This window comes from Rhodococcus sp. 05-339-2, assembly GCF_002258965.1.
Lineage (GTDB): Bacteria > Actinomycetota > Actinomycetes > Mycobacteriales > Mycobacteriaceae > Rhodococcoides.
This window is the reverse complement of sequence record NZ_NOYW01000018.1, coordinates 117,613-138,626: the sequence shown is the minus strand read 5'-3', so window position 1 is coordinate 138,626 and position 21,014 is coordinate 117,613. Positions and strand designations below refer to the sequence as shown.

Sequence of the window (21,014 nt, the reverse complement as noted above, 5' to 3'; positions counted from 1 at the left end):
GATCGGAGTCCTGTGAAGCATGTGCACCCAAGCATTTTCGCCCTACCCGACAGCCTCGCACGCAAACGTGATCCAGCGCTGATCGGCCACGACGAGCGACACTTCTCCGCGATCCGCTCGAGCATCGAGAAGTCTCGATCCGATACCGCGGCGCAGCTCGCGGCCGCGCAGAAGTCGTCGGGCCGAATGGGCCGAGAGGTGATGGAGCGGGACTTCGAGATTCACAGGTTGGGCGGACGTCTCCGTTCACTTCGTCGGTACGGGGTGGATCTGTGCCTGGGTCGAGTCGTGGCCTCCGATACGGACGAGCCGGTGTACATCGGACGACTCGGATTGTTGGGGACATCGGGTGAACAACTCCTCGTCGACTGGCGCTCCCCCGCGGCCGAACCCTTCTTCGGTGCCACTCACGCCAATCCCATGGGGCTGCGGAGTCGTCGACGATATCGGTGGACGAACGGCACCATCACCGACTATTGGGACGAGGTGTTCGACCTGACCGGACCGATCACCGACGCTGCACTCGACGATCAGTCTGCCTTCATCGCCAGTCTGGGTACGGCACGTTCACCGCGAATGCGTGACGTGCTGGGCACCGTTCGAGCAGATCAGGACGCCATCATTCGAGCGGACGCCCGGGGCGCGCTGGTCGTCGACGGTGGCCCGGGAACCGGGAAGACCGTGGTCGCACTCCATCGCACCGCGTATCTGCTGTACACGGAATCGCGTCTGGGACACAGCCGCGGCGGCGTGCTGTTCGTCGGCCCACACGAGCCGTACCTCGCCTACGTCTCCGACGTCCTTCCGAGTCTGGGTGAGGACGGTGTGCGGACCTGCACCCTCCGGGATCTCGTCGCCGAAGGCACGGACGTGGTCGAAGAGCCGAATCCTGCTGTCGCGCAACTGAAGGCATCCGCCGACATGAGCGTGGCGATAGAGGCGGCCGTTGCGTTCTACGAGCAGCCGCCGACTCGGAACATGATCGTGGAGACGGAGTGGGCCGACCTGAGGCTGACGCCGGACGACTGGGCCGAGGCGTTCGAGGCACCCGATCCCGGCACTGCGCACAACGAGGCTCGCGAACAGGTCTGGGACCTGCTACTGACGATTCTGGCCGACCGCTACGACGGTGACGAGGACCCAACCGAGATACGGAAGTCGTTGCAGAACAATGAGCCTCTGCGCACGGAGCTCGAACGATCCTGGACGATCATCGACGCTGCCGACCTCGTCGCAGATCTGTGGAGCGTTCCGGCGTATCTCCGTAGGTGCGCACCCTGGCTCGGCCCCGAGGAGATTCGTTCACTCCAGCGACCCGATCCGACGCGGTGGACGGTGTCCGATCTGCCACTGCTCGACGCCGCACGAATGCGGCTCGGAGATCCCGAGCATTCACGCCGCACTCGACGTCGCGAGTTGGCCGCGGCTGCGGAGCGTGCGCGAATGGACCGCGTGGTCGACGAACTCATGGCCGCGGACGACGACGAGATGATGGCTGCACAGTTGCGGCAGGACGGAATTCGCGATGCACTCGTCGATTCGGCGGGCTTCGAGGAGATCCCGACGGATCCCTCGGCGGGGCCGTTCGCACACATCGTCGTCGACGAGGCGCAGGAGTTGACCGACGCGCAGTGGCAGATGGTCCTGCGACGATGCCCGTCGGGCAGCATCACCATCGTCGGAGACCGGGCGCAAGCGCGGCAGGGGTTCGCCGAGTCCTGGGTCGAACGGCTCGGACGGGTCGGACTCGACCGGGTGAGGATCGCCACCCTCGGTGTCAATTACCGCACCCCGCGGGAAGTCATGGCCGCGGCCGAGCCGGTGATTCGCGCGGCGCTGCCGGACGCCAATGTTCCGGTCTCCATCCGCAGCACCGGTGTGCCCGTCGAATACGCAGACACGGCAGATCTGGCATCGATTCTCGACCGATGGCTGGACTCGAATCCCTCCGGAATCGCTTGCGTCATAGGCAATCCTGCATTTCCGGAGTCGGAGCGAATCCGATCCCTGACTCCGCAGTTGTCGAAGGGACTCGAATTCGATCTGGTCGTTCTGATCGACCCGGATTCCTTCGGGACCGGAGTCGAGGGTGCCGTCGACACGTACGTGGCTATGACACGCGCGACCGGACGGCTGGTGCTGCTGACCACTCAGCGCGAGGCCGCATGGAGGACGTCCAGCACAGCATGAATGGCCGGGCTGGCGTCGGCGCTGCGCCGCCACGCAGCCTGCACCTCACGAGCGGGAGCGCGCTCGAGCGGCACCGCGACGAGACCGGCTCCGAGCAGCGGACGCGCGAGGCGAGGTACCAGAGCGAGAACATCGTCGGCTTCGACCAGCGCGAGTTGCGTGGAGAAGTCGTCGACGAGATGGCGAACGTCGACCTCGGCGGACGTCTCGGCGAACAGCCGACGAAACCACTGGTGACATACCGTCCCGGCCGGGCTCGTCACCCACGGGTACCGAGCGAGGTCGGCATGGGTCAACGCGGTCTTCCGTCGAGCGAGGGGGTGAGTTCGCTTCATGATCACGTCGCCGAAGTCCGTGTGAATCGGTTGCCGAACGACCGAGGGAGGAGCGGGCACCCATACCCCGTCTGCGTCGTGCACCAACGCCAGGTCGGCGGTACCGGCATACACGCTGTGCAGTGCACGATCCGGATCCTCCTCGCTGATGTGCACGGTCAGATCCGGATACCGTCGATTCAGCTCGACCAGCGCGGGTGCCAGCAAGCCGCGCACCGCGGTCGAGAATCCGACCAGCCGAACGACCCCACGTGGCACGCCCTCGTCTGCGGATCGAGCCGCCTCGACGCACCGTTCGAGAGCGTCGAACACCTCCCCCGCGGACTCGACCACCGCCCGACCTGCGGGGGTGAGCACGACTCCCCGACCGGCCTGCGCCAGCACCGGGGTACCGATCTGGCGTTCGAGTCGTTTGATCTGCTGGGAGATCGCCGAAGAGGTGTAGCCGAGTTCGTCGGCCGCCCGCGCAAGAGTGCCCAGGGCTGCGACGGCCCGCAGGGCGTGCAGAGCACTGACATCGATCATGAAGCAAAAATACGCAGTATTACGGAAAATGCATCGCTGGACCTCATCTATCGGGCGGTTCACACTCGGACCATGATCACCACTGCATCGCCGGCCTCGACGAGCTTCGGCACGAACGTCGTCGCCATGGCGACCCCCATGCACCCCGATGGATCGCTCGACCGAGGGGGCGTCGATGCCCTTCTCGCGCATCTGTCAACAACACGGTGTGATGGCGTCGTCGTCGCCGGAACGACCGGAGAAGCACCTACCCTGACGCGCCACGAAATCTCGCAGCTGATATCCCGGACACGTCGTCATCGCGATCACGCTCTTCGTGTGACCGCGGGAGTCGGCACCAACGACACCTCCACGGGGATCGAGATGGCTCGGTCCGCAGCGGCAGCCGGTGCCGACGCACTGTTGATCACCGCTCCGTACTACTCGCGCCCCACCCAGACCGGCATCGCAGAGCACATCGTCGCCATCGCCGAGGCAGGTGGGCTGCCCGTCATGGTCTACGACGTCCCGGCGCGCACAGGTGTGGCCATCGAGGCGTCGACGCTCGAGGCACTCTCTCGTCACCCTCTCATCGGTGCCGTCAAGGACGCGAAGGGTGACCTGTACGAGGCCATGACCGTCATGTCCTCGACGAACCTCGCCTACTACTGCGGAATCGACGAACTCGCGCTCCCCTACCTAGCCTCCGGTGCAACAGGACTGGTCAGCGTCACCGGCAATGTGGTGGCAGACCGCTACGCCGAGCTGATCGATGCGGTCCGCGCGGGCGACCTGCTCCGGGCGAACGCAGTACAGCGATCACTCCTGCCGTTGACCGACGCCGTCATGCGCACGACGCAGGGAGCCGTTATGGCCAAGGCCGCACTCGCCAGGATCGGCGTCATCTCCGACGCGACCGTGCGACGCCCACTTCTGGAGTCCTCCGCGGCAGATCTGAGACGACTCGACGCTGCTCTCTCGGCCACCGGAATCGATCAGGAATCGAGAAGCAGGCACGTTCCGGTACGACTAGCCTGACTGCTCATGGCGACGAAGAAGGTCACGCAGGGCTCGGCACCGCATGCTGCCGACAGTCACGATGTGATTCGTGTGCAGGGGGCGCGGCAGAACAATCTTCAGGACATCGATGTCGAATTACCCAAGCGCCGACTGACCGTGTTCACCGGCGTCTCCGGCTCCGGCAAGAGCTCGTTGGTCTTCAGTACGATTGCGGCCGAATCACAGCGCATGATCAACGAGACCTACAGTGCCTTCGTTCAAGGATTCATGCCCACGCTGGGCCGACCGGATGTCGACGTCATGGACGGACTCACCACGGCCATCATCGTCGATCAACAGCGCATGGGCGCCAATCCCCATTCCACCGTCGGCACTGCGACCGACGCCAACGCCATGCTTCGGATCCTGTTCAGCCGAATCGGAAAGCCGTACATCGGCTCCGCACAGGCCTTTTCGTTCAACGTCGCATCGGTGTCCGGTGCAGGCGCGTACAAGGTGGACAAGGGCGGCAGGCAGACCACCGAGAAGAAGTCCTTTTCCGTGACCGGTGGCATGTGCCCGCGCTGCGAGGGCAGAGGCGCCGTCAGCGACTTCGACCTCACCGCGCTCTACGACGCGAGCAAGTCATTGAACGAGAGCGCGATCACGATCCCCGGTTACAGCATGGAAGGCTGGTACGGGCGCATTTTCCGCGGCTGTGGGTACTTCGACCCGGACAAGCCCATCTCGAAATACACGAAGAAGGAACTCGACGATCTGCTCTATCGCGAGCCGACGAAAATCAAGGTCGAGGGCATCAATCTGACCTACTCGGGTCTCGTGCCTCAGATCCAGAAATCGTTCCTGTCCAAGGACGTCGACGCAATGCAGCCGCATATCCGCGCATTCGTCGAACGCGCGATCACCTTCACGACATGTCCCGACTGCAACGGCACCCGACTCAACGAGGGCGCTCGGTCGTCGAAGATCGAGGGCATCAACATCGCCGACGCATGTTCCATGCAGATCAGCGACCTGGCGAAGTGGGTCGGCGGCCTGAAGGAACCGTCGGTGGCACCACTGCTGACCACACTCGGTGAGACCCTCGACTCGTTCGTCGAGATCGGGCTCGGTTACCTGAGCCTCGATCGTCCCTCGGGAACACTGTCCGGTGGAGAGGCTCAGCGCACCAAGATGATTCGTCACCTGGGATCGTCGTTGACCGACGTGACGTACGTGTTCGACGAGCCCACCACCGGCCTGCATCCCCACGACATCGAGCGAATGAACAATCTGCTGCTTCAGCTGCGGGACAAGGGAAACACCGTGCTGGTAGTGGAGCACAAGCCCGAGACGATCTCCATCGCAGACCACGTCGTCGATCTGGGTCCCGGTGCGGGAAGCGCAGGCGGGCACGTCTGTTTCGAGGGCACCGTCGACGGTTTACGGCGGAGCGACACCGTCACCGGTCGGCATTTCGACGATCGGGCAGCACTGAAGAAATCCGTACGCGAATTCTCCGAGGTGCTGGAGATTCGCGGCGCGAACTCCCACAATCTGCGCGAAGTGGACGTCGACGTTCCACTCGGTGTACTGGTCGTCGTCACCGGCGTCGCAGGCTCGGGCAAGAGTTCACTCGTTCACGGATCGCTCTCGGGGACAGACGATGTGGTGTCGGTCGATCAAGGGACCATCCGTGGATCACGGCGAAGCAACCCCGCAACGTACACCGGGCTGCTCGAACCGATCCGAAAGGCGTTCGCCAAGGAGAACGCCGTCAAACCCGCGCTGTTCAGCTCGAACTCCGAAGGCGCGTGCCCGACGTGCAACGGCGCGGGCGTCATCTACAGCGACCTCGCGATGATGGCCGGCGTCGCCACGGTGTGCGAGGAGTGCGAGGGCAAGCGATTCCAAGCATCGGTACTCGAGTACCACTTCGGCGGACGCAACATCGACGAGGTGCTGTCGATGTCGGTCGCCGAGGCCGAGGAGTTCTTCGCCGACGGCGCGGCCAAACTGCTACCAGCGCACAAGATTCTGCAGCGCTTGAACGACGTCGGGCTCGGATACCTCAAGATCGGCCAGCCGTTGACCACACTGTCGGGTGGCGAACGCCAACGCCTCAAGCTGGCGACGCACATGGCCGACAAGGGCGGGATCTACGTGCTCGACGAGCCCACCACCGGGCTGCATCTCGCCGATGTCGACAAGCTGCTCGGGTTGCTCGACCGGCTGGTCGACTCCGGCAAGTCGGTGATCGTGATCGAGCACCATCAGGCCGTCATGGCCCACGCCGACTGGATCATCGATCTCGGACCGGGTGCCGGCCACGACGGAGGCCTCGTCGTGTTCGAGGGAACACCGTCCGATCTGGTGGCAGACGGTTCGACCCTGACCGGCCGGCACCTGGCCGCGTACGTAGGGAGCTGACTACGTGACCACCCTGGCCCACCGGAACGCCACCGCACTGGTGATCGTCGACGTGCAGAACGACGTGATGGTCGCCGTCCACGACCGGCAGCCCGTCGTCGACAACATCGTGACCCTGGTATCGCGAGCCCGAGAGACGAGCACGCCGGTGATCTGGGTGCAGCACTCCGCCGAGAAGGAGCTGCGCTTCGGGACGGACGGGTGGAAGCTTCTCGACGCTCTGCCCGTGGTTCCAGGCGATCGAATCGTCCACAAGAAGCACGGCGACGCCTTCGAGGACACCGGTCTCGAAGCCGACCTCGCTTCGTTCGGCGTGGGGCACGTCGTCATCGCCGGCGCGCACACGGACTTCTGCATCAGGTCCACGCTGCACGGAGCCTTGGTCCGCGGATACGACGTGACGCTGGTGAGCGATGCCCACACCGCCGAGGACCTGACCGAGTGGGGCGCGCCGCCGCCTGCCCAGGTCATCGCGCACACGAACATGTACTGGGACAACCAGACCGCTCCCGGCCGGACCGCCGAGGCCGTCGTCACCGAGAAGGTCGATTTCACCCGACCGATACCCTGAACCCTCCATGGTGACCTTGCTGCTCGCTCTCGTCGGATTCGCGATACTCGATTCGCTCGACGTGTTGTTGATCGGCGTGACCGCAGCCATCGCAGTGCACGCGAGAACGACCCGCCGGTCCCCGTTCCGAGCCGGGCTGGCCTTCGTCGGCGGGGTGTTCACGGCGACGACCACATTCGGCATCCTCACCGTTCTCGGCATCGACTTCTTCACCGATCTGTTCGACATCACCATCACTCCCACGGTGCGGTATCGCACGGAACTCGCGGTCGGGCTGGTACTGATCACACTCGGTGCTCTGCGCACCACCGAGCGCCGCCCACCGGAGTGGGCGGCTCGAGCCGGCTCCAGCATCCCCGTCGTCGCCTTGACCGGACTGACGATCGGTCTGGTGCAGGGCCCGACGGCAGTGCCGTACCTCGCGGGGCTGACGATGCTCTCGACCTACGATCCGCGTCCGCCGTGGTGGCCGGCCATCGTGGTCGTCTACTGCCTGATCGGGCTCCTGCCACCCGTCCTCGTGCTGATTCTGGCGTCGAGGAAGAGTCGACGCTCGAGGCGCGCGTTCACCGCGACCGTCCGAGCCCTGATGCGGTACGGCCCTCCGACGGTGCGCGTCGTCTTCGTCGTGCTCGGCGTCGCACTCGTCGCCGACGCCCTGATTCATGCCGGAGACCTCCTGTAGGTCGCCGTCGTAAGCTTCTGCGCATGGCACTCGATCACGGCGATCCCGGTGACGCCCCGTCCGTTCCCCCTCCCCTGGCCCCGGTCGTCGACGACCGTCGTCCCTCCGCGGCCGAAGAAGCGCGCACGATCGCTGCGTCCACCAACACCGCAACTCTCGCGAGCCTGACCGCGGACGGTGATCCCTGGGCCTCGTTCGTGACCTACGGATTGCTCGACGGCGCGCCGGTTCTGTGTGTCTCGCGCATGGCCGAGCACGGACGCAACCTGGCAGGCGATCAACGGATGAGCCTGTCGATCGTGGCACCGCAATCGCAGACCGATCCGCTGGCATCGGGCCGAATCACGCTGGCAGGCGTGGTCGAGCGGCCCGAGGGTGACGAATTGGCCGCGGCCCGCGCAGCGCATCTCGACGGCGTACCGGCGGCGAAGTACTACCTGGACTACAGCGACTTCACGCTGTGGATCATGCGCGTGCATCGGGTCCGGTGGGTCGGCGGATACGGCCGAATGGATTCGGCAACTGCCGAGGCGTATGCGCAGGCTGCGCCCGATCCGGTGTCACCGACCTCCGGATACGCGATAGAGCACCTCAACGCCGACCACTCGTCGTCGCTCACTGCGATGGCCCGCGAACTGGGCGGCTTTCCCGATGCCACGTCCGCCGAGTGCACGGCCGCCGACCGGTACGGACTGGATCTGAAAGTGCTCACTCCGCGCGGGATCGCGTACACCAGAGTCGGGTACGCGACTCCGATCGACTCGGCCACCGAACTGCGGGCCGCGACCGTGGAACTTGCGAAGCGAGCAGCAGCCGGCCGATAGGTGTGGACTGCCATCACGGACACGACGACCTTGTCGAGACGTCGCGATGGATGGCGACTACCGTTGACCTCACACCGCAATCGTTAGGGAGCAGGTAATGAGCATCCAACCGCTCGAATCGAAGCGTCACCGCGTCGTCGTCATCGGTTCCGGGTTCGGAGGTCTGTTCGGCGTCAAGGCCCTCAAGAAAGCCGACGTCGACATCACCCTCGTCGCCAAGACGACACACCACCTTTTCCAACCTCTCCTCTATCAGGTCGCGACAGGCATCCTGTCCGTCGGCGAGATCGCTCCCACCACCCGCGTCATTCTGCGCAAGCAGAAGAACGCAGAGGTGCTGCTCGGAGACGTGCTGAACATCGATCTCGAGGCCAAGACGGTGACGTCCAAGCTTCTCGAACGCATCACCGTCACCCCGTTCGACAGCCTGATCGTCGCAGCAGGCGCGCAGCAGTCCTACTTCGGCAACGATCACTTCGCCGAGTTCGCACCCGGCATGAAGACCATCGACGATGCACTCGAGCTGCGTGGACGCATCCTCGGTGCGTTCGAGCAGGCCGAACTCTCAGACGATCAGGAGGAGAAGGACCGCCTCATGACCTTCGTGGTCGTCGGCGCGGGCCCCACCGGCGTCGAGCTCGCCGGGCAGATCGCCGAGCTCGCCGATCGCACCCTCGACGGTGCCTTCCGCAACATCGATCCCCGCGACGCCCGCGTCATCCTGCTCGACGCCGCCCCCGCCGTACTGCCGCCGATGGGCGAGAAGCTCGGCCGCAAGGCCGCCGAACGGCTCGAGAAGCTCGGCGTCGAGATCCAGCTCAACGCGATGGTCACCGACGTCGACAACGACGGCCTGACGGTCAAGGAGAAGGACGGCACCACGCGTCGCATCGAGGCGCAGTGCAAGGTCTGGTCCGCAGGCGTGCAGGGCAGCCCTCTCGGCAAGCAGCTCGCCGACCAGTCGGGATCGGAGACCGACCGCGCCGGACGTGTGCTGGTGGAACCGGACCTCACCGTCAAGGGCCACCCGAACGTGTTCGTGATCGGCGACCTGATGTCGGTCAAGGACGTTCCGGGCATGGCGCAGGGTGCCATTCAGGGCGCAACCTACGCTGCCAAGCTGATCAAGGCATCGGTCAAGGGCCAGGACGATCCCGCCCAGCGGGCCCCGTTCAAGTACTTCGACAAGGGTTCGATGGCAACGGTGTCGCGATTCAACGCGGTCGCCAAGGTCGGCAAACTCGAATTCGGCGGATTCATCGCCTGGCTCATGTGGCTCGCTCTGCACCTGTACTACCTCGTGGGCTACCGCAGCCGCATCACGACGGTCATCTCGTGGTTCGTGACGTTCCTCGGCAAGGGCCGCGCGCAGATGGCGTCGACCGAGCAGCAGGTGTTCGCGCGACTTGCCATCGAGCAACTCAATTCCCTCGAGCGTGCGGGGGCCGTCGAGGCAGCCGCGGACGAGTCGGACCAGGAACGCGAGAAGGCGGCAGGCTGATCGACCCCGAACCGGGAATCGACCGAAACAAGCTCTGACACAACGCATCGGCCGACGGGATACCGTCGGCCGCTGCGTTGCTCGTTGTCCGAGCGACCGGTCTCACATCCCCGGTTCGACGGGCAGCAGACGACGCCCCACCGAGGTACTCAGCGAGCCGCCGCCGGCCAACGCCAGCCGGACGGTGCCGTCGGCCAGATCGACCTCGGATGCCCGGGTATCGGGATAGCGCAGAGTACTGGACATCGACAGCGGGGCCGACAACGCGTCGTGCGCAACCGATCCCGCGCCCAGCTCCACTCGATGGCGTAGCAGCGGGCTACCCCCGACATCGCATCGAATCGCACTGCTCCAGTGCCCCGACGCTTCCTCGAAGCGGCCGATCTGGGTACGCTCACGCAGCCGTAGGGTCGAATCCTTCTCCAGTACAACGGTGTTGATCACCGAATGCGAGGCGTCGGAGACGACGACCATCGGTTCGGGATCGAAGATCAGCGATGCGCCTGCACCGACCTCGAAGTGCCACTGCGCGGACGAGTGACGGTGCAGCCCACCCGGCATCGCCAACGAGGCTGCGACACTGCGCACCTCCAGATGCGCCCCGGCCGCCACCGATATTCTGACAACGATGGTGTCTCCGCCGAGAGGAGTTGCCGCCGTACCGATCAGGTGAACTGTGTCCGGTCCCGTCTGGCGGCCTGCGAGTCCGCCCACCGAGGTGATACGAGGGCTCCGGCTGCGGCTCGCGTCGATGCAGAGCTCTGTGTGCATCGACGCTCAGTGCGTGTGGGCATGCGCGTCGGCGTCGGCGATCACCTTCAGCTGCTCTCGCACCCACTCGAGCACGGTGGTCGCCGCGGGATCGTCGGTGAGGGAGATCAGCGCAGTCGGCCGCCCCTCGCGCACCTGGGCCGCGTCCCGTTCCATGACACCGAGATCGGCTCCGACGTACGGGGCGAGGTCGGTCTTGTTGACGACCAGCAGGTCGGAGAACGTCACACCGGGACCGCCCTTGCGCGGCACCTTGTCTCCCCCGGCCACGTCGACGACGAATATCTGAACGTCGATCAGACCGGACGAGAACGTCGCCGTCAGATTGTCGCCACCGGATTCCACGAGAATCAGATCGAGGGGCGGGTTGTTCTCGATCAGATCGTCGATGGCGTCGAGGTTGGCCGTGATGTCGTCACGAATTGCCGTGTGCGGGCAGCCACCGGTCTGTACTGCGGTGATCCGCTCGTCGGGCAATACCGCGTGCCGACGCAGGAAGTCCGCATCCTCGGTGGTGTAGATGTCGTTGGTGAGCACGCCGAGTGAGAGCTCGTCGCGCAGCTGGCGGCACAACGCGGCCACCAACGCCGTCTTCCCGGAGCCGACGGGCCCACCGATTCCGACTCGCAGCGCGTCGCCTGCCGCCCGTGCGCGCTTGGGGCGATCCAAACCGTGGTCGTGGGGCTCACCGTCGATCAGGTGCGGGGGCATGTCGAACTCCTTGTCACTAGAGGAAAAATGGATCCGTGTTCAGGATACGAACAACGGCCGATCGCGGATGGCGTGGGCTTCGGCGAACATGTCCAGCAAGGGATCCGACAACTCCATCAGCTCGGGCAGGCAGTCGCACACCGTGGCGGTCACGTCGTCGCAGAAGTCACCCAACCGGATGGTGGTCGCCGCTACTTCGGCCGGGTCGAGGGCGAGCAGACGCTGCGCGGCGATCGCCGACCCGGTCATGGTGATGTAGACCTGCACCGCGGCCGTGTCCGCCACCGACAGACCCGCCGCGAGTCCGACATGCCCTGCGGCAACAGCGAGGTGCGGCTTCCGTCCGATCGACGACCAATCATGGTGCGGCCAGGCGGACTTGGCCAGCCGGAGCAGTCCGCGGCCCTGAGCGCGGGAGGCAGATCTGGCGGCCGGAGACGGGGTTCGTGCGTCGGATTCGGCATCGGCCCGGTCCGTGCTCGACGACCCGTGCACCAGCGATGCGGCAATGGACGCCGTCGTCGCTCCGGAGGTTCGGATACGGCGTCGCAGAAATGCTTCGAGCGTCGTGATGTCTCGAACGAACCCCGAGGCGATCGCTTCCTCGACGCCGCCCGAGTGCACGTGGCCACCGGTGGGGAGGCGTGAATCGGCAAGCGAGAGAAGCGTCGTCACCTGGAGGCGGGCATCGGGCATCAGAACAGGAAGTATCGCTGCGCCATCGGCAGTTCGGTTGCCGGCTGCTCGGTCCACACGTCACCGTCGATGCGGACGGTGAAGGTGTCGGGATCCACTCGGATATCGGGTAGAGCGTCGTTCAGTGCCATGTCCGACTTCCTGACACCGCGCACGTTCTTGACCGGAACGAGCCGGCGATCGCAGTTCAGACGCCCGGCCAGTCCGTCCTCGATCGCCTGCGGGGCAACGAAATGCAACGACGTCGCGGCCGCAGCCTTGGGTGACGCCCCGAACATCGGACGAGGTAGTTCCGGTTGCGGGGTCGGGATGGACGCGTTCGCATCGCCCATGGCTGCCCACGCGATCATGCCGCCCTTGACGACCATGTGTGGACGGACGCCGAAGAAGGCCGGATCCCACAGCACCAGGTCGGCGAGTTTGCCCGGTTCGATCGAACCGATCTCGTCGTCGAGGCCGTGTGCGACGGCCGGGCAGATGGTGTATTTCGCGACGTAGCGCATGACGCGGTTGTTGTCGGCTCCGTTGTCGCCGGCCAGGAATCCGCGACGAGATTTCATCACGTGCGCCGTCTGCCACGTACGCAGGACGACCTCACCTATCCGGCCCATGGCCTGGGCATCGCTGCCGATCATCGAGATCGCACCCATGTCGTGCAGCAGATCCTCGGCTGCGATCGTCGACGGACGAATTCGACTCTCGGCGAAAGCCAGGTCCTCCGGAATAGATGGACTGAGGTGATGGCACACCATGAGCATGTCGAGATGTTCGTCGAGGGTGTTGACGGTGTGGGGACGGGTCGGGTTGGTCGAGCTGGGGAGCACGTGCGGCTGCGCCGCCACGGTGATGATGTCGGGTGCGTGCCCGCCGCCCGCACCCTCGGTGTGATACGCGTGGATTCCGCGTCCCTTGATCGCATCGAGAGTGGTCTCGACGAATCCGGCCTCGTTCAGGGTGTCCGAGTGCAGAGCAGCTTGAACACCTGCGTCCTCGCACACACGCAAGCACGCGTCGATCGCGGCGGGAGTCGACCCCCAGTCCTCGTGCAGCTTGAATCCCGATGCGCCTTCGCGCAATTGCTCCCACATCGAGTCGGGATTGACCGTGTTGCCCTTCCCGAGCAGCACGATGTTCATCGGCCAATCGTCCAGCGACTCGAGCATCCGGGACAGGTGCCATGCCCCCGGGGTGACGGTGGTGGCCTTGCTGCCCTCCGCGGGTCCGGTACCGCCTGCGATCACGGTGGTGATGCCGCCACCGAGAGCCTCCTCCTTGATCTGCGGGCAGATCAGGTGGACGTGACAGTCGATGCCGCCGGCCGTGACGATCTTCCCGTTGCCCGCGATGATTTCGGTGGACGGGCCGATGACGAGATCGGGATGCACCCCGGTCATGGTGTCGGGATTGCCCGCCTTGCCCAGTGCCACGATCCGTCCGTCGCGAATACCGAGATCGGCCTTGATGATTCCCCAGTAGTCGACGACGACCACTCCCGTGATCACCGTGTCGGGAGCGCCGTCCGCGCGGGTGGCTCGGGACTGCCCCATCGATTCACGGATGACTTTGCCGCCGCCGAACACGGCTTCCTCACCGGCTGTGCCTGGTCCTCCACTGCGGTCCTCGGTCACCTCGATCAGAAGATCGGTGTCTGCCAAGCGGATTCGATCGCCCGTCGTCGGGCCGAACAACTGGGCGTATCGACTGCGGCTCATGCGCGCCATCAGCTGTCCAACTTTCCGGGAGGTGTCATGCTCAATCCGTGGACCTCGCGCGTGCCACCGAGTGGCACGAGCCGAATCGTCTGTTCGATTCCTGGCTCGAAACGCACTGCCGTGCCCGCGGGTATGTCGAGGCGGCAACCGTGCGCCCTCTCGCGGTCGAACTGCAGCGCAGCGTTGGACTGCGGGAAATGTACGTGACTACCCACCTGCACCGGGCGATCTCCCGCGTTGACGACGGCCATGGATATCACCTCGGCACCTTCGTTGATCTCGATGTCGCCTGCGACGGTGATGATCTCACCCGGAATCAGGTGACCGTCACCCCGCTTGGGGGAGATCGGCTCGTGCACGGTGATCAGCTTCGTACCATCGGGGAAAGTCGCTTCCACCATCACCTCGGGGAGCAACTCGGGCACACCGTCGAGCACGTCGTCGGCACCGAGAATCTCGCGTCCCGAGGACATCAGGTCGGCGACAGATCGTCCGTCGCGGGCACCCTCGAGGAGGTGATCGGTGATGACCGCGATCGCCTCGGGGTGATTGAGTTTGAGGCCGCGTGCCTGGCGACGCCGAGCGAGTTCGGCCGCGTAGCTGACGAGCAGTCGGTCCTGCTCGTGCGGAGACAACCGCATTGGAGTTCTCCGTCCCGATCGGTGATGGTGCTCGGCAATTCTGACACGCTTGCGACCCGTCGGCAGCGGAGCGCGCCGACGTCTCTCATCCGAGCGGCACGGTCACCGATCGATCGAGCAGTCCCCGCAGCACGTCTCGGTCGATGCCGGCAGCGACGTTCTGCAGCTCGGTGATGCCGAACGCGCCCGAATCCAGGCCTCGGACCACAACGCCTGCCAACGCCTGCGCCGTCGCCGGTTCGTCCATCACCTCACCACCCTGGCGATCGAGATAGCTGCCCAGCCGAGCAGCAGCGACCGGCATGGCCTGACGGAAGAAGCCGAACGTGGCAAGCCATCGCGTGACCAGATGCCCGGGATGCATGTCCCAACCCTGATAGAAGCCGCGTTCGAGCGATCTGGTCACCAGCTCGAAGTGTCGACGCGCGGATGCCGCCACCTGTGTGGGATCACCGGTCGGCACCACCTGGGTCGAACCGTCGCACACCCACACCCCGGTCTGTGCCGCTGCCACCAACATCACGTTCTTCGCGTGGTCCGCCACCGGATGGGCCAATGATTGCTGCGCAGAGGTGATTCCGCAGGCGGCACTGTAGTCGTATGTCCCGTAGTGCAGGGACGTGCAACGACCGTCCGCCCTGGTGATCGCACGCGCGAGCGTCACCGTTCCGTCCGCCCCGATGACCGCCTGCGGGCTCTCGATCTGCAGCTCGAATCGCAGGGCTCGATCGGGAAGCCCGTGCGCACGCTCGAGTTCTTCGCACAGGGCGACGACAGCAGCTACCTGCGCGGCGGCACGGAGCTTGGGCACGGTGAACACGAAGCCGTCGGGCACTCCCCCGGCCCCGTCCAGGACCAGCTCGAGGGTGCGGATTCCGCGCCGACGCTCATGTGCGGCAAGCCCTTTGGCACGAATCCCCAGCCACGTCGGACCGGCCGCATCCTCTGCCAAGGCGGACAGTGCCGCGCCGACCGCCCTCGCATGGCTGTCCTCGACGGCGTCCGATCGCCACCCGTAGCCGTCCTCGAAGTCGAATCTGAGGTCCTGGATCGGCGCACTGCCGAGCCGGTCCCGCACCAGGGGTAGTGCGTCCTCGGTGTCGAGTTCGGCGAACGCCTCGGGCTGAGCGTCCAGGATTGCCAGGGCGGCGGCACCCCATTCGGCGGGCACGGAGGCCGACGCATCCGAGGCCGATACGTAGACGGTGTGAGAGGGCTGGCCGCCGACTCGGTCACCCGGATAATGCTGTGCGAGTTCGTCGTCGATGGGACCGAACAGTGATTCGAGGCGATCGAACGCGTCGGAAGTCAGTGCGGTCTCCGTCGACCGTAAGGAAGAGTCGGCGCTGTCGCTGTGTCCCGTCATGGGCATCACTGTCCCAGATGCGCCGTGTTTTCGATATTCGCCAGCCGGACCTTGCCCTGAGCAACCAGGCGTCCGTTCTCGTCCGTCATGTCGACCTGCCAGAGCTGCTGCGTCCGTCCCCGATGAATCGGATGTCCGTGCGCGCTCAGCGTTCCCGACCGAGTCGCGCGCAGGAAGTCGGTGTTGTTGTTGGTTCCGACGACGTGGCCGCGCGAGCCGAACCACGCCGATCCACCGATACTCGCCACCGACTCGACCACCGAACACAGCACACCCCCGTGCATGATTCCGGCCGGTTGATGGAGCTGCGGGGTGACGGTCCATTCCGCGCGCACCTCGTCGCCGGTCACCTCGAGGTACCGCAGGCCGAGAACCCCGTCGAACCCTCGTGCACACAATTCGGTGAGCTGTTCCGGCGTCATGGTGTCGAAGGTGCTCTCCCCCGTGGTGCCGTTCGAGTCCGTCATAGCTGTGCCTTCCGGTTGCGTCGAGATGGTCCGGCCGACTCGGCTGTCGACTCTCGTTCAGAGATACACGACGATCGACCCACGAAAATCGGTGGGCCTCTCGTTCGTCGAGAACGAGAGGCCCACCGTGGCAAGGACCGGGAGTCACTGCAGCCCTCAGGACTCCGGCGCGGTCCGTTGGTACGAAGTCAGCATAGGCATACCTTAGTACCGGCGCAAGACCGTCACGATGCCCGGAGTCTCGCTCGCCCCGGAACCCCGACTCGCGCGCGGACGGGAGCCCCGGCCGCGACCATGGCGTCGAGCAGCATCTGTCCCCGGCGGGCACCTGCCGACGCGCTCGCTCCCGCCAGAATCGGCACGTATGTCGAGGCCCCGAGGATGGCATCACCGACCAGAGCCCAGAAGACACGCGCATCCAACGGTGCGCGTTCGGCGATCGCACGGAACACCGCGCCGAGCGAGGTCGTGCAGCGATGCGCAGTCCAGACCAACAGTGCTCGTTCACACGGCAGTGTGACCGTGCCGGGCTCACCCGCGGCAGGGTCCTCGGGAAGCACTCGCAGGATCGGCGATGCCACTCCCGCCCAATCGATCCCGCCGTCGCTGTCCATGTGGATCCACAGGTTGTCGATGCCCGGATCCCAGGCTCGTGCCTCCAGGACCAGCAGCGCGGCCACGCGTCCGACGACGGCATGGATCAGGGCCGTGGCAACCTGCACCGCCGCGGCCTCGGGAACGTCGAGATCCTCGAGCGATCGTCGGTACATCTGCTCGACGCGGCCGTCGTCGAGTCCCACCGCCAACTGCCACCAACGGCGTTTGCCCTCGTTCGCCATGGTTGCCACCGCGTACATCCGCGGGTAGTCGGGGTTGAGTGCACGCAGGGTCGCGCACGAGTCGGTCAACAGCGCCGCCCCGCCGGATCGGTTCGAGAATCGATGCACATCGGCCCAGCCCGTGTATGACGCTGTTGCAACTGACACCTGATCGCTCCTTGGGTTCTCGGCGGGTGCTCACGTCGCACCCCTTGCAATCAATGTAGGTTAGCCTAACCAGATCGTAAAGCGGGTCAGGCACCGCTACCCTTACCTCACCTCACGTGTCGAGCAAGGGTTCCGTAACCTAAACCGAGTCCCTTCGAACCAGCGAGGAGTCACGAGCACTGTGACCACAGCTCCGCTACTCGGCCCTCACGGCGCACGCCGGTCTTCCGACGAGTCCTACGGGATCGAGGACGTGCCCACGGGTCCGCCGCCGCGTGGCTCTCGCATCGCTGCAGCCGCTATCGACGCACTGATCGTGCTGGTCCCCTTGTTCGTCGGCTGGTCGATCGTCGACGCGCTTCGCGACGACAACGGTGGCGGCCAAGCGGACCGATTCGTGTTCGGCACCATCGCGGTGTGTGTCGCTCTGGCTCTGTTCGTCTGGAATCGCGGCTACCGCGACGGCAACGAAGGCCAGAGCACCGGTCGACGCTGGATGGGTCTGACACTGCGGGACAGCGCAACGCAGGGTCCGATCGGTGCTCGTCGCGCCCTGCGCCGACAATTCCGGATCGGCGCGGCATCGTCCGAGGTGGTGCGCGAAAAGGCCGCTGTCGCAGCAGGATTCGAGCCCATCCCCAAAGATGTTTCGGTCGCGGCCATTCGGCGGCGACGGTTGCTCGGTCTGGCCGTCCTGGTCGCCGCTCTCGTCGCCGGAGTACTCGCCAGCATCGCCATCGGCGCACGGCCACTGACGTTCGCCGAAATCGCCCATGCACTGCTGAATTCGACGGGCACCGACACCGACATCATCGTGCGCACACTGCGAGTTCCCCGGACGGTGCTCGCATTGGTCGTGGGCATCGCGCTCGGTATCGCAGGTGCTCTCATCCAGGGGCACACCCGCAATCCGTTGGCCGACGCCAGTCTGCTCGGCCTCAACTCCGGGGCAGCGTTCTTCGTGGTGATGGCCATCTACCTGTTCCGGTTCACCTCGCCGAGTCAGTACCTGTGGTTCGCATTCGCCGGTTCGGCGGTGGCGAGCATCGTCGTGTTCGGTCTCTCCTCGATCGGGTCGGGCAGATCGAGTCCGGTCAATCTCGCCTTGGCCGGGGCAGGCGTCGCATTCTTTCTCTCGGCCATGACGAACGCCGTCGTACTGCTCGATCAGACCAGCCTGGACGGGTACCGCTTCTGGGTGGTCGGATCCGTTGCAGGACGCGGCCTCGACGTACTGTGGCAGGTCTTGCCCTTCCTGGTCATCGGCGTGCTCATCGCATTGGCGAGCACACCCGGCCTGAACGTCATGAGCCTCGGCGAGGACGTCGCGCGATCGCTCGGGACCAACGTCGCGATCACCCGCACCGTCGGGATCCTCGCCATCACTCTGCTCACCGGTGCCGCGACGGCAGCGTGCGGGCCCATTGCATTCGTCGGCCTCGTCGTTCCACACATCGCCCGCGCGGTGACCGGACCCGACTACCGCTGGCTCGTGCCCTACGCGGGCCTCATGGGCGGAGTGATGCTCATGATCGCCGACGTCATCGGTCGGGTCGTGGTGCGCCCGGGCGAGCTTCAGGTGGGCATCGTTCTGGCACTGATCGGGGCACCCTTCTTCATCGCTCTCGTTCGACGCCGGAAGTTGGTCAGCCTGTGACCGCCGAGCTGCAGTCCCCCACACCGGCACCCGGCCCCGGCGTCGTTCGCACCCGGCCTGCGTTCCGCCTCGGTCCGATCTCCATGGTCCGACGGCCGGTGATGGTCCTGACGACCATCCTCCTGGCTGCGGCGCTCTTGCTGGTCATGTGTGTGAACATCGGACGAGGCGACTTCCCGCTGTCGATCACGGCGGTCCTCGACGTGCTGCTCGGCGGCGGTTCGAGAATCGAACGGTTCATCGTGATGGACCTGCGACTGCCCCGTTCACTGACCGGGCTGTTGGTCGGGGCCGCCCTCGGTATCTCCGGCGCGATCACGCAATCGATCTCTCGCAATGCCCTTGCCAGCCCCGACATCCTGGGAATCACCGCCGGTTCCAGTGCCGCGGCCGTCGCGCTGATCGTGCTCGGCGGAGGCAGCTTCAGCGGGCTGCTGGCCACCCTCGGTCTTCCTCTCGCTGCACTGATCGGCGGGCTGCTCACCGCGATCGCCATCTACGCCCTCGCCTGGCGAAAGGGCGTCGACGGGTTCCGCCTCATTCTGGTCGGGATCGCCGTCAACGCCATGCTCACCGCCGTGATCGGCTGGCTGCTGATCAGCGCCGACATCAACGACGTCTCCCGCGCTCAGGTCTGGCTCAACGGGTCGCTCAACGGAGCGGACTGGGCTGCGGTCTGGCCGGTTGCCATTGCCGTCGTCCTGGTCGGTGGCGGCACCGTCGTCGCGACGTTCACGCTCGGTGCCCTGCGACTCGGAGACGACAACGCACGATCTCTCGGAATTCGACTGCAACACAGTCAGGCGATGATGCTGCTCGCTGCCGTCGCACTCGCCGCGATCGCCACCGCCGCCGCGGGACCCATCGGGTTCGTGGCGCTCGCCGCTCCCCAGATAGCGCTGAGGGTGCTGCGAACGCCCGGCCCCCCGATCATCGCGTCGGCACTGCTCGGCGGATTGCTCGTCGTGGGAAGCGATCTGATCGCTCGCACGATTCTGCCCGTCGAGCTCCCGGTCGGCATCGTCACCTCGGCCCTCGGCGGACCGTTCCTGCTCTACCTACTCGTTCGCAGTAATCGAAAGGCCTCCGTATGACAACCAGCCACACCTCGCGTCTGATCGCGAACGATCTGAGCCTCGGTTACGGCGACCGCACCATCGTCGAACACCTGGACCTCGAAATACACACCGGTGTCATCACCACAGTCATCGGACCCAACGGCTGCGGAAAGTCCTCGCTGCTGCGCTCACTCGGCCGCCTGCTCAAACCCAAGGCCGGCAGTGTGATGCTCGACGGACGAGCGATCTCGTCGATGAAGACCAAGGAGGTCGCCCGCACCCTCGGAATGCTGCCTCAGGCGCCGACCGCCCCCGAAGGCCTCACCGTCGCAGATCTGGTCTCGCGCGGTCGTCACCCGCACCAGTCGTGGATCAGGCAGTGGAGCTCGGACGACGAGGCCGAGGTGGCGAACGCACTCGAACTGACCGGAGTCGGCGACCTCGCCGACCGACCCGTCGACGAGCTGTCCGGGGGCCAGCGGCAACGCGCCTGGATCTCGATGGCACTGGCACAGGGCACCGATATTCTGTTGTTGGACGAGCCGACCACCTACCTCGATCTGGCGCACTCCATCGAGGTCCTCGATCTCGTCGACCGCCTGCACGACGAACTGGGCCGCACCATCGTCATGGTCCTGCACGATCTGAACCTGGCGATTCGCTACAGCGACCGGTTGATCGTGATGAAGCAGGGAGAGATCATCACCGCAGGTCGGCCGCAGGATGTCATCTCCGAGCAGCTTCTGCTCGACGTGTTCGGCCTAGAGGCCGCAGTCATCGACGATCCGATGTCCGATCGTCCCCTCATCGTTCCGATCGGAACCCGGCACGTGTACGGATCGGTCGGCGGGCCTGTGAGATCTCGGAATCGTTCTGCCACAGGCCCGTTCACCGCTATCTGACGACGCTG

The 21,014-nt window shown here is 65.5% G+C and carries 19 protein-coding genes; 10 read left to right on the top strand and 9 right to left on the bottom strand.

Going from position 1 to position 21,014, the window contains the following annotated elements; translation table 11 throughout:
- Positions 1-12 precede the first annotated feature (12 nt).
- Positions 13-2,190: an RNA polymerase recycling motor ATPase HelR gene (gene helR, locus CH273_RS18480; protein WP_032398105.1), complete on the top strand. Its 2,178-nt coding sequence runs from the start codon at positions 13-15 to the stop codon at positions 2,188-2,190.
- Here the strand turns inward: helR and CH273_RS18475 are convergent.
- Positions 2,151-3,050, bottom strand: a complete 900-nt coding sequence (locus CH273_RS18475; protein ID WP_032398106.1) for a LysR family transcriptional regulator — start codon at positions 3,048-3,050, stop codon at positions 2,151-2,153. The two genes, helR and CH273_RS18475, sit on opposite strands and share 40 nt — an antisense overlap.
- Positions 3,051-3,122: 72 nt before the next feature.
- Here CH273_RS18475 and dapA point away from each other — a divergent pair, with 72 nt between their 5' ends.
- The 6 genes from dapA to CH273_RS18445 all read left to right on the top strand — a co-directional run bounded on the left by dapA (position 3,123) and on the right by CH273_RS18445 (position 10,039).
- Positions 3,123-4,067, top strand: a complete 945-nt coding sequence (gene dapA, locus CH273_RS18470) for a 4-hydroxy-tetrahydrodipicolinate synthase (RefSeq protein WP_032398107.1) — start codon at positions 3,123-3,125, stop codon at positions 4,065-4,067.
- A gap of 6 nt (positions 4,068-4,073) precedes the next feature.
- Positions 4,074-6,458, top strand: a complete 2,385-nt coding sequence (locus CH273_RS18465; RefSeq protein ID WP_032398108.1) for an ATP-binding cassette domain-containing protein — start codon at positions 4,074-4,076, stop codon at positions 6,456-6,458.
- A gap of 4 nt (positions 6,459-6,462) precedes the next feature.
- A complete protein-coding gene (locus tag CH273_RS18460; RefSeq protein WP_032398109.1) occupies positions 6,463-7,029 on the top strand; it encodes an isochorismatase family protein in 567 nt (188 codons plus the stop codon).
- A 7-nt stretch (positions 7,030-7,036) separates the two neighbouring features.
- Entirely contained in the window at positions 7,037-7,714 is a 678-nt protein-coding gene (locus CH273_RS18455; protein WP_032398110.1) for a GAP family protein, read from the top strand.
- A gap of 23 nt (positions 7,715-7,737) precedes the next feature.
- Positions 7,738-8,538, top strand: a complete 801-nt coding sequence (locus CH273_RS18450) for a HugZ family pyridoxamine 5'-phosphate oxidase (RefSeq protein WP_032398111.1) — start codon at positions 7,738-7,740, stop codon at positions 8,536-8,538.
- Between the two features lie 97 nt (positions 8,539-8,635).
- Positions 8,636-10,039, top strand: a complete 1,404-nt coding sequence (locus tag CH273_RS18445) for an NAD(P)/FAD-dependent oxidoreductase (protein ID WP_032398112.1) — start codon at positions 8,636-8,638, stop codon at positions 10,037-10,039.
- 102 nt (positions 10,040-10,141) lie between these two features.
- On the opposite strand, the gene CH273_RS18440 is transcribed toward CH273_RS18445, so the two are convergent.
- The 8 genes from CH273_RS18440 to CH273_RS18405 form a co-directional block, all read right to left on the bottom strand.
- Complete coding sequence (locus CH273_RS18440) at positions 10,142-10,810, bottom strand: urease accessory protein UreD (protein WP_032398113.1); 669 nt, start codon at positions 10,808-10,810, stop codon at positions 10,142-10,144.
- A gap of 6 nt (positions 10,811-10,816) precedes the next feature.
- Positions 10,817-11,521 carry an urease accessory protein UreG gene (ureG, locus tag CH273_RS18435; RefSeq protein ID WP_032398114.1) on the bottom strand — a complete coding sequence of 235 codons (705 nt, stop codon included), beginning with the start codon at positions 11,519-11,521 and terminating at the stop codon, positions 10,817-10,819.
- Between the two features lie 39 nt (positions 11,522-11,560).
- Positions 11,561-12,217 (bottom strand): urease accessory protein UreF, encoded by a 657-nt coding sequence (locus tag CH273_RS18430; protein WP_032398115.1) that lies wholly within the window; start codon positions 12,215-12,217, stop codon positions 11,561-11,563.
- Positions 12,217-13,938, bottom strand: a complete 1,722-nt coding sequence (locus tag CH273_RS18425; protein WP_032398116.1) for an urease subunit alpha — start codon at positions 13,936-13,938, stop codon at positions 12,217-12,219. The genes CH273_RS18430 and CH273_RS18425 overlap by 1 nt, the downstream gene beginning before the upstream one ends.
- Complete coding sequence (locus CH273_RS18420) at positions 13,938-14,570, bottom strand: urease subunit gamma (protein WP_045195131.1); 633 nt, start codon at positions 14,568-14,570, stop codon at positions 13,938-13,940. The genes CH273_RS18425 and CH273_RS18420 overlap by 1 nt, the downstream gene beginning before the upstream one ends.
- A gap of 85 nt (positions 14,571-14,655) precedes the next feature.
- Positions 14,656-15,936 (bottom strand): DUF6986 family protein, encoded by a 1,281-nt coding sequence (locus CH273_RS18415; protein ID WP_176459403.1) that lies wholly within the window; start codon positions 15,934-15,936, stop codon positions 14,656-14,658.
- A 5-nt stretch (positions 15,937-15,941) separates the two neighbouring features.
- Positions 15,942-16,403: a PaaI family thioesterase gene (locus tag CH273_RS18410; RefSeq protein ID WP_032398118.1), complete on the bottom strand. Its 462-nt coding sequence runs from the start codon at positions 16,401-16,403 to the stop codon at positions 15,942-15,944.
- A gap of 224 nt (positions 16,404-16,627) precedes the next feature.
- Positions 16,628-17,389: a hypothetical protein gene (locus tag CH273_RS18405; RefSeq protein ID WP_032398119.1), complete on the bottom strand. Its 762-nt coding sequence runs from the start codon at positions 17,387-17,389 to the stop codon at positions 16,628-16,630.
- A gap of 181 nt (positions 17,390-17,570) precedes the next feature.
- Here CH273_RS18405 and CH273_RS18400 point away from each other — a divergent pair, with 181 nt between their 5' ends.
- From CH273_RS18400 to CH273_RS18390, 3 genes are all read left to right on the top strand, one after another.
- Positions 17,571-19,046: a FecCD family ABC transporter permease gene (locus CH273_RS18400; RefSeq protein WP_082322664.1), complete on the top strand. Its 1,476-nt coding sequence runs from the start codon at positions 17,571-17,573 to the stop codon at positions 19,044-19,046.
- A gap of 83 nt (positions 19,047-19,129) precedes the next feature.
- A complete protein-coding gene (locus tag CH273_RS18395; RefSeq protein ID WP_230597048.1) occupies positions 19,130-20,140 on the top strand; it encodes a FecCD family ABC transporter permease in 1,011 nt (336 codons plus the stop codon).
- Positions 20,137-21,006, top strand: a complete 870-nt coding sequence (locus CH273_RS18390) for an ABC transporter ATP-binding protein (protein ID WP_032398121.1) — start codon at positions 20,137-20,139, stop codon at positions 21,004-21,006. The genes CH273_RS18395 and CH273_RS18390 overlap by 4 nt, the downstream gene beginning before the upstream one ends.
- The last annotated feature ends 8 nt before the right edge of the window (positions 21,007-21,014 follow it).

Coding starts and splice junctions, on each gene's coding strand:
- CH273_RS18465 (WP_032398108.1), top strand. CDS start 4,074: ATGGCGACGAAGAAGGTCACGCAGGGCTCGGCACCGCATGCTGCCGAC.
- CH273_RS18440 (WP_032398113.1), bottom strand. CDS start 10,810: ATGCACACAGAGCTCTGCATCGACGCGAGCCGCAGCCGGAGCCCTCGT.
- CH273_RS18390 (WP_032398121.1), top strand. CDS start 20,137: ATGACAACCAGCCACACCTCGCGTCTGATCGCGAACGATCTGAGCCTC.
- ureG (WP_032398114.1), bottom strand. CDS start 11,521: ATGCCCCCGCACCTGATCGACGGTGAGCCCCACGACCACGGTTTGGAT.
- CH273_RS18455 (WP_032398110.1), top strand. CDS start 7,037: ATGGTGACCTTGCTGCTCGCTCTCGTCGGATTCGCGATACTCGATTCG.
- CH273_RS18450 (WP_032398111.1), top strand. CDS start 7,738: ATGGCACTCGATCACGGCGATCCCGGTGACGCCCCGTCCGTTCCCCCT.
- CH273_RS18475 (WP_032398106.1), bottom strand. CDS start 3,050: ATGATCGATGTCAGTGCTCTGCACGCCCTGCGGGCCGTCGCAGCCCTG.
- CH273_RS18425 (WP_032398116.1), bottom strand. CDS start 13,938: ATGGCGCGCATGAGCCGCAGTCGATACGCCCAGTTGTTCGGCCCGACG.
- CH273_RS18415 (WP_176459403.1), bottom strand. CDS start 15,936: ATGACGGGACACAGCGACAGCGCCGACTCTTCCTTACGGTCGACGGAG.
- CH273_RS18420 (WP_045195131.1), bottom strand. CDS start 14,570: ATGCGGTTGTCTCCGCACGAGCAGGACCGACTGCTCGTCAGCTACGCG.
- CH273_RS18445 (WP_032398112.1), top strand. CDS start 8,636: ATGAGCATCCAACCGCTCGAATCGAAGCGTCACCGCGTCGTCGTCATC.
- CH273_RS18430 (WP_032398115.1), bottom strand. CDS start 12,217: ATGCCCGATGCCCGCCTCCAGGTGACGACGCTTCTCTCGCTTGCCGAT.
- CH273_RS18410 (WP_032398118.1), bottom strand. CDS start 16,403: ATGACGGACTCGAACGGCACCACGGGGGAGAGCACCTTCGACACCATG.
- dapA (WP_032398107.1), top strand. CDS start 3,123: ATGATCACCACTGCATCGCCGGCCTCGACGAGCTTCGGCACGAACGTC.
- CH273_RS18395 (WP_230597048.1), top strand. CDS start 19,130: ATGGTCCGACGGCCGGTGATGGTCCTGACGACCATCCTCCTGGCTGCG.